Genomic DNA, 12,087 nt, shown 5'->3' with positions numbered 1-12,087 from the left:
CGCGCCTGAGCGTGCCGGCCGCCCTGTTTTCTAGTCTGCGGGGAATCCCATGAAATTACTCGTCGTCGGTTCCGGCGGTCGCGAACATGCGCTCGCGTGGAAGCTCGCGCAGTCGCCGCGCGTCCAGATGGTCTACGTCGCGCCCGGCAATGGCGGCACGGCGCAGGACGAGCGTCTGAAAAACGTCGACATCACGGCGCTCGACGAACTCGCCGATTTCGCGGAACGCGAAGGCGTCGCGTTCACGCTCGTCGGGCCGGAAGCGCCGCTCGCGGCCGGCATCGTCAACCTGTTCCGCGCACGCGGCCTGAAGGTGTTCGGCCCGACTCGCGAAGCCGCGCAGCTCGAAAGCTCGAAGGATTTCGCGAAGGCGTTCATGAAGCGCCACGGCATTCCGACCGCCGAGTACGAAACCTTCTCCGACGTGGCTGCCGCGCACGCTTACATCGACGCGAAGGGTGCGCCGATCGTCGTGAAGGCCGACGGCCTCGCGGCCGGCAAGGGCGTCGTCGTCGCGATGACGCTGGAAGAAGCGCATGCCGCGGTCGACATGATGCTGTCGGGCAACAAGCTGGGAGACGCCGGCGCGCGCGTCGTGATCGAGGAATTCCTCGACGGCGAGGAAGCGAGCTTCATCGTGATGGTCGACGGCAAGCACGCGCTGGCGCTGGCGTCGAGCCAGGACCACAAGCGCCTGCTCGACGAGGACCGCGGCCCGAACACGGGCGGCATGGGCGCCTATTCGCCCGCGCCGATCGTCACGCCGCAGATGCACGCACGCGTGATGCGCGAGATCATCATGCCGACGGTACGCGGGATGGAGAAGGACGGCATCCGCTTCACGGGCTTCCTGTATGCGGGCCTGATGATCGACAAGGAAGGCAATCCGCGCACGCTCGAGTTCAACTGCCGGATGGGCGACCCCGAGACGCAGCCGATCATGGCGCGCCTGAAGAGCGATTTCTCGAAGGTCGTCGAACAGGCGATCGCGGGCACGCTCGACACGGTCGAGCTCGACTGGGACCGCCGCACCGCGCTCGGCGTCGTGCTGGCCGCGCACGGCTATCCGGACGCGCCGCGCAAGGGCGACCGCATCAATGGGATCCCGGCCGAGACCGAACAGGCCATGACGTTCCATGCGGGCACGACGCTCGCCGAAGGCGACAAGCTCGTCACGTCGGGCGGCCGCGTGCTGTGCGTGGTCGGCCTCGCCGATTCGGTGCGCGAAGCGCAGCAGCATGCATACGAGACGATCAACCAGATCAATTTCGAAGGCATGCAGTACCGCCGCGACATCGGCTTCCGCGCGCTGAGCCGCAAGAGCGCGTGACGCCCTGAGCGCCGCCCTGCCCGCGCGGGCGCAGCGCGCGGGGCCTGTTCCTGCTGCCGGGGTTCGATAGAATGCCCGGCAGATGCCTATTTCAAGGCCCCCGCTTCGTGCGGGGGCACCCAGTCCAGACATGACCGATTCGACCTACGACGTGGCGCGCGTGCGCACGTACCTCCAGGGCCTGCAGACACGCATCGCCGACGCGCTCGGCGCGCTCGACGGCACGCCGCTTGCGACCGACGCATGGCAGCGCGGGCCTGAAGAGCGCCTGCGCGGCGGCGGCTGCACGCGGATTCTCGAAGGCGGCCGCGTGTTCGAGCGCGCGGGGATCGGTTTTTCCGACGTCGCGGGCGACGCGCTGCCGCCGTCGGCGAGCGCCGCGCGCCCGCAACTGGCCGGCCGCGGCTTCGAGGCGCTCGGCGTGTCGCTCGTGCTGCACCCGCGCAACCCGTACTGCCCGACCGTGCACATGAACGTGCGGATGCTGATCGCTACGAAGCCGGGCGAGGCGCCGATCTTCTGGTTCGGCGGCGGGATGGATCTGACACCGTTTTATCCGTTCGAGGACGACGCGCGGCATTTCCACCAGACCTGCAAGGACGCGCTCGACCCGTTCGGCGCCGAGCTCTACCCGCGTTTCAAGACGTGGTGCGACGAGTATTTCTTCCTGAAGCACCGCAACGAGACGCGCGGGATCGGCGGGATCTTCTTCGACGATTTCGCCGAACCCGGATTCGAACGCTCGTTTGAGATGATGCAGAGCGTCGGCGACGCGTTCCTGAACGCGTACCTGCCGATCGTCGAGCGCCGTGCCGAGCTGCCGTACGGCGAGCGCGAGCGCGAGTTCCAGGCTTACCGGCGCGGCCGCTACGTCGAATTCAACCTGGTGTTCGACCGCGGCACGCTGTTCGGCCTGCAAAGCGGCGGCCGGACCGAATCGATCCTGATGTCGATGCCGCCGGTCGCGAACTGGCGCTACAACTGGCAACCCGAGCCGGGCTCGCCGGAGGCACGCCTGAGCGACTTCCTCGTGCCGCGCGACTGGGTCTGACCCGCCGCGCACCACCGCCCCAAGAACAGGACACGTTTTTCTGGACACCATCGCCCGCCCCACCCCGCAGCCGCGCCCGCCGTTACGTCGCATCGGCCTGCTGGGCGGCACGTTCGACCCGATCCACGACGGCCACCTCGCGCTCGCGCGCCGGTTCGCCGAGGTGCTCGGCCTGACCGAGCTCGCGCTGCTGCCCGCCGGGCAGCCGTACCAGAAGCGCGATGTGTCGGCCGCCGAGCATCGGCTCGCGATGACGCGCGCCGCTGCCGGCTCGCTGTCGCTGCCCGGCGTGACGGTCACCGTCGCGACCGACGAGATCGAGCACGCGGGGCCGACCTATACGGTCGAGACGCTCGCGCGCTGGCGCGAGCGGATCGGCCCCGATGCGTCGCTGTCGCTGCTGATCGGCGCCGACCAGCTGGTGCGGCTCGACACCTGGCGCGACTGGCGCAAGCTGTTCGACCATGCGCACATCTGTGCGTCGACGCGCCCGGGCTTCGACCTCGGCGCGGCGCCGCCGGACGTCGCGCAGGAAATCGCGCGGCGGCAGGCCGGCGCCGACGTGCTGAAGGCGACGCCGGCCGGCCGCCTGCTGATCGACACGACGCTGGCGTTCGATATCGCCGCAACCGACATTCGTGCGCACCTGCGCGAATGCATCGCGCGTCACGCGCAAATGCCCGATGCGTCGGCCGAGCATGTGCCGGCCGCCGTCTGGGCCTATATTCTTCAACACCGTCTCTACCATTCCTGATTCCATGGATATCCGCAAACTGCAGCGCGTGATCGTCGACGCTCTCGAAGACATCAAGGCGCAAGACATCAAGGTGTTCAACACCAGCCACCTGACCGAACTGTTCGACCGCGTGATCGTCGCGTCCGGCACGTCGAACCGCCAGACCAAGGCGCTCGCGTCGAGCGTGCGCGACAAGGTCAAGGAAGCCGGCGGCGACATCGTCAGCTCCGAGGGCGAAGACACCGGCGAATGGGTGCTGGTCGATTGCGGCGACGCAATCGTGCACATCCTGCAACCGGCGCTGCGCCAGTACTACAACCTCGAGGAAATCTGGGGCGACAAACCCGTGCGGATGAAGCTCGGCGGCGGCAAGGGCCCGAACGGTTTCGCGACGGCCAGCGAGGACGAGGACGACGAGGAAGAAGCGCCCGCACGCCCGGCTCCGGCGCGCAAGACGGCCGCCCGCCGCCGCTGAGTCGCAGCGAGTCGTCCCGATGAAGCTTTTCATCCTCGCGGTCGGCCACAAGATGCCTGGCTGGATCGCGTCCGGCTTCGACGAATACACGAAGCGGATGCCGCCGGAACTGCGCATCGAACTGCGCGAGATCAAGCCCGAACTGCGTTCGGGCGGCCGCAGCGCGGAAAGCGTGATGGCGGCCGAGCGGCAGAAGATCGAGGCCGCGCTGCCGAAGGGCGCGCGCATCGTCGCGCTCGACGAGCGTGGCCGCGACTGGACCACGATGCAGCTCGCGCAGGCGCTGCCGGGCTGGCAGCAGGACGGCCGTGACGTCGCGTTCGTGATCGGCGGCGCCGACGGGCTCGATCCGGAACTCAAGGCGCGCGCCGACCTGCTGCTGCGCATCTCGAGCATGACGCTGCCGCACGGGATGGTGCGCGTGCTGCTTGCCGAACAGCTTTACCGGGCGTGGAGCATCACGCAGAATCATCCCTATCACCGCGCATGACGTGTCGTCCTCGGGACGCGCGCCGCGCGCGCTCAACGAGATAACGACACCATGCCGTCCAGCACGTCCCCCGCCCTTTTCCCGACCCTTTATCTCGCTTCGCAAAGCCCGCGCCGCCAGGAGCTGCTGCAGCAGATCGGCGTGCGCTTCGAATTGCTGCTGCCGCGCGCCGACGAGGACGCCGAGGCGCTCGAAGCCGAACTGCCCGGCGAAGCCGCCGACGCGTACGTGCAGCGCGTGACCGTCGCGAAGGCCGAGGCCGCGCGTGCGCGCCTCGTCGCGAGCGGCAAGCCGGCCGCGCCGGTGCTCGTTGCGGACACCACCGTGACGATCGACGGTGCGATCCTCGGCAAGCCGGCCGATGCCGACGACGCGCTCGCGATGCTGACCCGCCTCGCAGGCCGCGCACACGAGGTGCTGACCGCCGTCGCCGTGATCGGCGCCGACGGCGAACTGCTGCCGCCCGCGCTGTCGCGTTCGTCGGTGCGCTTCGCGGCCGCGCCGCGCGACGCGTTCGAGCGTTACATCGAAACCCGCGAGCCGTTCGGCAAGGCGGGCGCATACGCGATCCAGGGACGCGCGGCCGAATTCATCGAGCGAATCGACGGTTCCCATTCAGGTATCATGGGTCTGCCCCTTTTTGAGACTGCTGCGCTGCTGCGCACCGCGCGCGTCGCCTTCTGAATCCCACCATGAACGAAGAAATCCTGATCAACCTCACGCCGCAGGAAACGCGGGTCGCACTCGTCCAGCAAGGCGCGGTGCAGGAGCTTCACGTCGAGCGCACGCTGTCGCGCGGGCGGGTCGGCAACATCTACCTCGGCAAGGTCGTGCGGGTGCTGCCCGGCATGCAGTCCGCGTTCATCGACATCGGTCTCGAGCGCGCGGCGTTCCTGCACGTCGCGGACATCTGGCATCCGCGCCTCGCCGGCGAGCCGCAGTCGGGCACGCCGCACCAGCCGATCGAGAAGATCGTGTTCGAAGGCCAGACGCTGATGGTCCAGGTGATCAAGGATCCGATCGGCACGAAGGGCGCGCGGCTGTCGACGCAGGTCAGCATTGCGGGCCGCACGCTGGTCTACCTGCCGCAGGAGCCGCACATCGGCATCTCGCAGAAGATCGAGAGCGAGGCCGAGCGCGAGGCCGTGCGCGCGCGGCTGACCGCCGTGATCCCGCCGGACGAGAAAGGCGGCTACATCGTGCGCACGATCGCCGAGGACGCGACCTCCGACGAACTGGCCGGCGACGTCGCCTACCTGCGCAAGACCTGGGCGACCATCGTCGCGCAAGCGCAGCGGCTGCCGGCGACGAGCCTGCTGTACCAGGATCTCGATCTCGCGCAGCGCGTGCTGCGCGATTTCGCGAACGACGACACGACGCGCATCCAAGTCGATTCGCGCGAGACGTACCAGCGCCTCGCGGAATTCGCGGGCGAGTTCACGCCGGCGGTGAGCCCAAAGCTGCATCACTACACCGGCGAGCGGCCGCTGTTCGACCTGTACAACATCGAGACGGAGATCCAGCGCGCGCTGTCGCGCCGCGTCGACCTGAAGTCGGGCGGCTACCTGATGATCGACCAGACCGAGGCGATGACGACGATCGACGTGAACACCGGCGGCTACGTCGGTGCGCGCAACTTCGACGACACGATCTTCAAGACCAACCTCGAGGCCGCGCATACGATCGCGCGACAGCTGCGGCTGCGCAACCTCGGCGGGATCATCATCATCGACTTCATCGACATGGAGAACGCCGAGCATCGCGACGCGGTGCTGTCGGAGCTGAAGAAGGCGCTGTCGCGCGACCGCACGCGCGTGACGGTCAACGGCTTCTCGCAGCTCGGGCTCGTCGAGATGACGCGCAAGCGCACGCGCGAATCGCTCGCGCACGTGCTGTGCGAACCGTGCCCGACCTGCCAGGGCAAGGGCCAGGTGAAGACGTCGCGCACCGTGTGCTACGACGTCCTGCGCGAGATCCTGCGCGAGTCGCGCCAGTTCAACCCGCGCGAATTCCGCGTGATCGCCGCGCAGCAGGTGATCGACCTGTTCCTCGACGAGGAGTCGCAGCATCTCGCGATGCTGATCGACTTCATCGGCAAGCCGGTGTCGCTGCAGGTCGAGTCGAACCTGAGCCAGGAGCAGTACGATATCGTGCTGATGTAGGGTAATCCGTGGCGATCTCCGAACAGGGAGATCGCCGCCAACCCTTGCCGCGGGCGTCGCGCAAAAATATCAGTCATCGCGCCGATCTTCGAAGGCTCGATCAACGTAAGCGAACACCCCTTGGCGGGCGAAGCACGGTCGCTTGAGTTCAACGTGGCTCACTGACCGTTTGACGCACCGCAGCAGTGCCAGTACAATTCGCGCCGCGGGGTGGAGCAGTCTGGCAGCTCGTCGGGCTCATAACCCGAAGGTCATAGGTTCAAATCCTATCCCCGCAACCAATATCGAAGCCCGCTTTGCGACAGCAAGCGGGCTTTTTGCATTTCGCCGATTCGTTTGTTCGTATCCCGCCGCTCAAAACGGGGAAAGCCGACGAGCGCGGTCAAGTCTGATGCCAAGGAGGAGATGTTCGATGCGCGTCTGAATCTTATCGACCGGGACCCGGAAAACCAGATCTCCCGGCGTGAGATCGACACGCCCATTGCACGCATGGCGATTCGTCCAACCTACGGCCCTCGTTGTTGTTCGACTAGTCGCCGACCTCGGCAAAGCCGAAGAGGCTCGCCATCCCTGTATCATTCGGTCATGCGTGCAATCAGCCGCCGGGCCAAGCCGCACCGCGAAAGCCAAGTCGATCCATTGTTTAACAACGGTTTCCTGATCGACCGCGCGACAACCCGATATCGCGACGGCGCAACGCATCACTTTTTCGCGCGGGCCCGGGCCGCGCGGCACGTCGACATCGTGCCCGCACCCGCCGCCGCGCTATCCTGTCCCACCTCTCATTCACTCGTCACACACCATGAGCCAACGCCACAACCGCCGCCAGCGCAAGAAACTCCACATCGCCGAGTTCCAGGAACTCGCGTTCAACGCGACCGCGCACTACCGCGGCGAACTGTCCGACCTCGAGCGCGGCCAGCTGATCGATGCGTTCATCGATTTCGTCGAAGCGAACGGGCTGCTGACCGTCGCGTCCGCCGACGAAGGGATCGGCGCGTACGTGATCTCCGGCGCGCCGCGCGGCACGACGACCGATGCCGACCGCGAGAACGTGCGCGCATGGCTCGCCGCCCGTCCGGAACTGACCGACGTCGAGGTCAGCGAATTCAGCGACGCGTGGTATCCGGACGCCTGACGCTCGGACTGCTCCGCCCCTCGGGCAGCACCCGCGCCTGGCCCGCCGTGATGGCGGGCCAGGCAGACGCCGCCGGCCCCCTGCACGCCCCCGCCCTTCCGCCTTCCCTTCCGCACCAATCACACGACGCGCATCGCGTCGATCGTGATTACCCCAACTCCGGCCGTGAATCGGACGCTTACTTCAATTTAACGATCATTAAAAGACGTCTCGCGTCGACGGACCTACTCTGATCGCACGAATCCGGTGATTTCCGGCACGATCGGCAAGCAAGACGAAAGAATGCAAACGATTCGTCCTGCATGCGCTTCCGGGTTCCGACTCAGGCGAAGACGCGACACGGCGACAGGTCAATCAGGGAGACGACAACGACGCGCCCGCCGCTTCACTTCCGCAGCGACGACACGTCGGCGCACACGAAGGCCGCCTGATCCATTTCCATAATCGAGACGAGGACGACATGAACACGCCCACCATTCATCAGGCAGGACTCCGAATGATCATGATCGCGGCAGGCGTTGCGGCGCTGCTGTCGCTGTCCGCGTGCGGCGGCTCGGGCACGCTGAGCCAGGGCACCGGCGGCTCCGGATCGGGGTCCGGCGACACGACGGCGTCGACCGTCGGCACCGGCAACGGCGCCGACGGCACATCGGCCAATGGCGTCGGTCAGACAACGGCTGCGTCGAGCAACATCGTGACGGCCGGCGGCGGCGCCATATCGGGCGTCGGCACGACGATCGCGGCGCAGTCGCTGCCCGGCACGAACCCCGCGACGACACAGGGGCTCGGCGCAGTCGTGCAGGATGTCGGCGCGGCCGTCACGACGCTCGGCACCGGCCTCGGCTCGGGCCTCGGCCAGCTCGGCGCGACGTCGAATCCGGTCGGCACGACGGTCGCGAGCACGGGGGGCGTGGTCACGAATCTCGGCCAGGCCGTCGCCGCGACAGGCGAGGTCGTGTCGAGCCTCGGCGCCAGCGGTTCGGCGCTGGCGCCGCTCGCGCCCGTCACGTCGCCCGTCGGCGGCGCCGTGACATCGCTCGGCAACACGATCGCGGGCGCCGGTGCGACGCTCGGCACGCAACTGTCGACCGGCCCGGTCGCCCAGGTGACGGGCGCGGCCAGCTCGGCGATCACGCCGATCACGACGACGGTCGGTTCGGTCACGCAGACGGTCGCGGCGAGCACGCCGCTCGGCGCGCCGCTGACGAACCTCGTGACGACCGTCGGCAACGGCGTCGCGAACGCCGGCACGACGCTCGCGAAGACCGGCGGCAATCCGGTCACGACCGGCGTCGGCAACGTCGTGACCGCGACCGGCAACACGGTCGCGACCGCGGGCACGGCGCTGCTCGGCGGCGGCGGCGCCGCGACGAATCCGCTCGCACCGGTGACGGGGCTCCTGTCGACGGGTGCGCTCGGCGGCACGACGGGCGGCAGCAACCCGGCAGGCGCGCTCACGTCGGCGGTCGGCGGCCTGACGGGCGGCAGCGGCAGCGGCACCGGCGCGCTGTCGAAGACCGGCGGCGGCCTGCTCGCTCCGGTGACGACGACGCTCGGCGCGCTGGCCAAGTAACGCCACGCCGGCCACCCGTGCGGCGTCCGTCCCGTCGTCGACGGTCGGGCGCCGCGCGCGTTGCGGCACCCGATGTCGCCCGCCCCGCGACCGATCGCCGCACTTTCCCCGCCATCCCGCTCCCGACCCCTCCGCGGAAATCGGTCCTGAAAGGAAGACACGTTAAACTCTCACCTCGCGTGGTGCGCCGCCCGCACCCGCCATCCATCGCCAGCCGCGAGCCTCCGGGCCCGCCCCCGACCCATGGAGTGAGTGTCAATGAGCGGCGGACTTCCGTTTCCCGCATCCCGCATGTCGTTCCCGTCCTCGACGGTCTTCCTCGTTCTCGCAGCCGCCGCGCTGCTGTCCGGCTGCGGGCTGCTGCCGACCCAGAATCCGCCCGCACCGATCAGCGAGGCGCTCGTCGAGCCCGTCGAGGAAACCGCCGGCGAACCGCTGACGATGCCGCCCGTGCCGCCGCTCGTGCAGCCGGAGGAACCGGAAGCGCCGAAAAAGCCGCACCGCGAGGTGACACGGCCGAAGCCGGTGCAGCGCCCCGAATCGCCTCCGCCGCCGCCTCCGCCGCCGGCCCCGCTCGTCGCGACCCGCACGCTCGAGCGCACCCAGATCCATGCGCTGCTCGACAGCGAAGTCGCGCGCCGCAACGGCAAGGTGATCGGCCGCGCGGTCGACATGGTGGCCGACGCAAGCGGCAAGCCGCGCGAGATGATCGTCAACCTGCAGGGCTTCATGGGCGTCGGCGACCGCAAGGTCATCTTCCCGTGGAGCGTGTTCCGCTTCACGCCGGGCGGCAAGCAGGAGCCGATCGTGCTCGACGTGCCGTCGGGCGACCTGCCGCCTGCCGCGCGGCCCAAGGCCGTGCCGCTGTCGGGGTCGGCCGCGGCGTCGCCCGCCACGCGGCTGCCGATGCTCGACAGCGACGTCGAGCGCCCGAACGGCACGAAGATCGGGCGCGTCGTCGACGTGCTGATCGATCGCGCCGCGCAGCCACAAGCCGTCGTGCTCGATCTCGGCGGGCTCGTGAACACCGACCGCCGCTCGATCGCCGCGAGTTGGGGCGCGCTGCGCTTCGTCACGCGCGACAAGGCGCTGCGTCCGCAACTCGACCTGAACGATGCGCAGATCAAGGCGTCGCCGCCCTACGCGGCCGACAAGCCGATCGTCGCGGTCTCGCCGCCGGCCACTGCCGCCGCGCCGGCTTCGTCTGCGAGTGCCGCCCGATGACGATCAAGCATTCCGTCAGCGTTCGCAGTCTCCGGGCCCTCGACTGGCTCAACTTTTTCGTTGCAAACGTTCAAACCGGGTTCGGTCCGTTCATCGCGTCCTACCTCGCGTCGCACAAATGGACGCAGGGCGAGATCGGCATGGTGCTGTCGATCGGCACGATCAGCGCGATGGTCAGCCAGGTGCCGGGCGGCGCCGCCGTCGACGCGCTGAAGAACAAGAAAGGCGCGGCCGCATGGGCGATCGCGGCCATCATCCTGTCCGCGGTGCTGCTCGCGTCGAGCCCGACGATCGTGCCGGTGATCGCGGCCGAAGTGTTCCACGGCTTCGCGAGCTGCATGCTCGTGCCGGCGATGGCCGCGATCTCGTTCTCGCTGGTCGGCCGCGCCGACCTCGGCGACCGGCTCGGCCGCAATGCGCGCTGGGCGTCGATCGGCAGCGCGGTCGCGGCGGGCCTGATGGGGCTCACCGGCGAGTATTTCTCCGCGCGCGCGGTGTTCTGGCTGACCGCGGTGCTGGCGTTGCCCGCGCTGTTCGCGCTCGCGATGATCCAGCCGACGCACGAGGTGATCCCGCATGCGTCGACGCCCGACGATCACGACGAAGGCGAGGAGCGCGAGACGCTGCTCGAGCTGCTGCGCGATCGCCGGATGCTGATCTTCGCGGCATGCGTGGTGTTGTTCCACCTGTCGAACGCGGCGATGCTCAACCTCGCGGCGGGCGAAGTGACGGCCGGGATGGGCGAGAACGTGCAGCTCGTGATCGCCGCGTGCATCATCGTGCCGCAGGCCATCGTCGCGATGCTGTCGCCGTGGGTCGGCCGCTCCGCGCAACGCTGGGGACGCCGGCCGATCCTGCTGCTCGGCTTCTCCGCGCTGCCGGTGCGCGCGCTGCTGTTCGCCGGCGTGAGCAGCCCGTACCTGCTGGTACCGGTGCAGATGCTCGACGGCATCAGCGCGGCCGTGTTCGGCGTGATGCTGCCGCTGATCGCGGCTGACGTCGCGGGCGGCAAGGGCCGCTACAACCTGTGCATCGGGCTGTTCGGGCTCGCGGCCGGGATCGGCGCGACACTCAGCACGGCCGTGGCCGGCTATGTCGCCGATCACTTCGGCAACGCGATCAGCTTCTTCGGGCTCGCCGCGGCCGGCGCGCTCGCGGCGCTGCTGGTCTGGCTCGCGATGCCCGAGACGCGCGTCGAAAACGGCGATGCGACCACCGGCGAGCCGGCCGCCGCATCGTCCGAACAGGCGCACTGACGCGCTCGCACCGCACCCGATTCCAGGCCCGACACGATGGATACGATCAGGACACTCAACGAGGCCCGCCAGCAGATCCAGCAGTCGATCTTCGATCTGTTCAAGGGGCTGACCTTCGGTGAACGGCTCACGCAAGGCACGTTGATGGCGCTGCAGGCCGTCTGCGGCGCGTGCCTCGCGTACGCGATCGGCCGTGCGCTGCACACCGAGCAGGCGGTGTGGGCGGCGATCACCGCGATCGCCGTCACGCAGCACAACTATTCGGACACGATGTCGCTGTCGCGCGACCAGTTCATCGGCGCGATGATCGGCGGCCTGGTCGGCTTCGCGGGCGCAGCGCTCGGCGGCGACCGCCTCGTCGCCTATGCGCTTGCGGTCGCGATCACGATCGTCGGCTGCTGGTGCCTGAACGTCGGCAGCGCGGCACGGCTCGGCGGCGTGACCGCGACGATCGTGCTGCTGTTTCCGGGCAACGGCCCGCTATGGGACATTCCGCTGATGCGGCTCGGGGAAGTTGCGCTCGGCACCGTCTGCGCGCTGGCCGTGTGCTGGGCGATGTCGCGGATCGAGCGGCGCTGGTTCCGCCGGGCGGCGGACCACAAGAAGTGACGCGGCTGCCGGGACGCACGGCCCCGGCAGCCGGATGAATCGA

Annotated in this window: 12 protein-coding genes and 1 tRNA gene; all 13 read left to right on the top strand. The window is 68.7% G+C overall.

The genetic code is table 11. The annotated features are described in order from the left end of the window. Positions 1–49 precede the first annotated feature (49 nt). The 13 genes from purD to DIE22_RS10645 all read left to right on the top strand — a co-directional run bounded on the left by purD (position 50) and on the right by DIE22_RS10645 (position 12,044). Complete coding sequence (purD, locus tag DIE22_RS10705) at positions 50–1,330, top strand: phosphoribosylamine--glycine ligase (RefSeq protein ID WP_124498132.1); 1,281 nt, start codon at positions 50–52, stop codon at positions 1,328–1,330. Positions 1,331–1,460: 130 nt separating this feature from the next. After that, the gene (gene hemF / locus DIE22_RS10700; RefSeq protein ID WP_124605061.1) at positions 1,461–2,381 is read left to right on the top strand and encodes an oxygen-dependent coproporphyrinogen oxidase; all 921 of its coding nucleotides are present in this window, start codon (positions 1,461–1,463) and stop codon (positions 2,379–2,381) included. 40 nt (positions 2,382–2,421) lie between these two features. Beyond that, on the top strand, positions 2,422–3,135 hold the full coding sequence (locus tag DIE22_RS10695) for a nicotinate-nucleotide adenylyltransferase (protein ID WP_124498130.1): 714 nt from the start codon (positions 2,422–2,424) through the stop codon (positions 3,133–3,135). A 4-nt stretch (positions 3,136–3,139) separates the two neighbouring features. Then, a complete protein-coding gene (rsfS, locus tag DIE22_RS10690) occupies positions 3,140–3,592 on the top strand; it encodes a ribosome silencing factor (protein ID WP_124605060.1) in 453 nt (150 codons plus the stop codon). A gap of 19 nt (positions 3,593–3,611) precedes the next feature. Then, on the top strand, positions 3,612–4,082 hold the full coding sequence (rlmH, locus tag DIE22_RS10685; protein WP_044844705.1) for a 23S rRNA (pseudouridine(1915)-N(3))-methyltransferase RlmH: 471 nt from the start codon (positions 3,612–3,614) through the stop codon (positions 4,080–4,082). 51 nt (positions 4,083–4,133) lie between these two features. Beyond that, on the top strand, positions 4,134–4,766 hold the full coding sequence (locus tag DIE22_RS10680) for a nucleoside triphosphate pyrophosphatase (protein WP_124498128.1): 633 nt from the start codon (positions 4,134–4,136) through the stop codon (positions 4,764–4,766). A gap of 8 nt (positions 4,767–4,774) precedes the next feature. Then, positions 4,775–6,244, top strand: coding sequence for a ribonuclease G (gene rng / locus DIE22_RS10675; protein ID WP_124605059.1), 1,470 nt, complete (start codon positions 4,775–4,777; stop codon positions 6,242–6,244). A 204-nt stretch (positions 6,245–6,448) separates the two neighbouring features. Next, positions 6,449–6,525 (top strand) — tRNA-Met (locus DIE22_RS10670). 521 nt (positions 6,526–7,046) lie between these two features. After that, entirely contained in the window at positions 7,047–7,382 is a 336-nt protein-coding gene (locus DIE22_RS10665; protein ID WP_124498126.1) for a YggL family protein, read from the top strand. 460 nt (positions 7,383–7,842) lie between these two features. Further along, a complete protein-coding gene (locus tag DIE22_RS10660; RefSeq protein WP_124605058.1) occupies positions 7,843–8,955 on the top strand; it encodes a collagen-like triple helix repeat-containing protein in 1,113 nt (370 codons plus the stop codon). 258 nt (positions 8,956–9,213) lie between these two features. Continuing rightward, on the top strand, positions 9,214–10,179 hold the full coding sequence (locus DIE22_RS10655; protein WP_124605057.1) for a PRC-barrel domain-containing protein: 966 nt from the start codon (positions 9,214–9,216) through the stop codon (positions 10,177–10,179). After that, the gene (locus tag DIE22_RS10650; RefSeq protein ID WP_124498123.1) at positions 10,176–11,435 is read left to right on the top strand and encodes an MFS transporter; all 1,260 of its coding nucleotides are present in this window, start codon (positions 10,176–10,178) and stop codon (positions 11,433–11,435) included. Before DIE22_RS10655 ends, DIE22_RS10650 begins: the two co-directional genes overlap by 4 nt. A 36-nt stretch (positions 11,436–11,471) precedes the next feature. Further along, complete coding sequence (locus DIE22_RS10645; RefSeq protein ID WP_124605056.1) at positions 11,472–12,044, top strand: aromatic acid exporter family protein; 573 nt, start codon at positions 11,472–11,474, stop codon at positions 12,042–12,044. The last annotated feature ends 43 nt before the right edge of the window (positions 12,045–12,087 follow it).

This window comes from Burkholderia sp. Bp9142 (genome assembly GCF_003853415.1).
In the GTDB taxonomy this organism is placed as follows: Bacteria; Pseudomonadota; Gammaproteobacteria; order Burkholderiales; family Burkholderiaceae; genus Burkholderia.
The sequence above is the reverse complement of the archived record's forward strand: the minus strand, read 5'-3'. Positions and strand labels throughout refer to the sequence as shown.

What these genes read in the sequence shown, in the direction of transcription:
- DIE22_RS10680 (WP_124498128.1), top strand. Translation starts at nt 4,134, where the DNA reads ATGCCGTCCAGCACGTCCCCCGCCCTTTTCCCGACCCTTTATCTCGCT.
- purD (WP_124498132.1), top strand. Translation starts at nt 50, where the DNA reads ATGAAATTACTCGTCGTCGGTTCCGGCGGTCGCGAACATGCGCTCGCG.
- rsfS (WP_124605060.1), top strand. Translation starts at nt 3,140, where the DNA reads ATGGATATCCGCAAACTGCAGCGCGTGATCGTCGACGCTCTCGAAGAC.
- DIE22_RS10655 (WP_124605057.1), top strand. Translation starts at nt 9,214, where the DNA reads ATGAGCGGCGGACTTCCGTTTCCCGCATCCCGCATGTCGTTCCCGTCC.
- rlmH (WP_044844705.1), top strand. Translation starts at nt 3,612, where the DNA reads ATGAAGCTTTTCATCCTCGCGGTCGGCCACAAGATGCCTGGCTGGATC.
- hemF (WP_124605061.1), top strand. Translation starts at nt 1,461, where the DNA reads ATGACCGATTCGACCTACGACGTGGCGCGCGTGCGCACGTACCTCCAG.
- DIE22_RS10645 (WP_124605056.1), top strand. Translation starts at nt 11,472, where the DNA reads ATGGATACGATCAGGACACTCAACGAGGCCCGCCAGCAGATCCAGCAG.
- rng (WP_124605059.1), top strand. Translation starts at nt 4,775, where the DNA reads ATGAACGAAGAAATCCTGATCAACCTCACGCCGCAGGAAACGCGGGTC.
- DIE22_RS10665 (WP_124498126.1), top strand. Translation starts at nt 7,047, where the DNA reads ATGAGCCAACGCCACAACCGCCGCCAGCGCAAGAAACTCCACATCGCC.
- DIE22_RS10650 (WP_124498123.1), top strand. Translation starts at nt 10,176, where the DNA reads ATGACGATCAAGCATTCCGTCAGCGTTCGCAGTCTCCGGGCCCTCGAC.
- DIE22_RS10660 (WP_124605058.1), top strand. Translation starts at nt 7,843, where the DNA reads ATGAACACGCCCACCATTCATCAGGCAGGACTCCGAATGATCATGATC.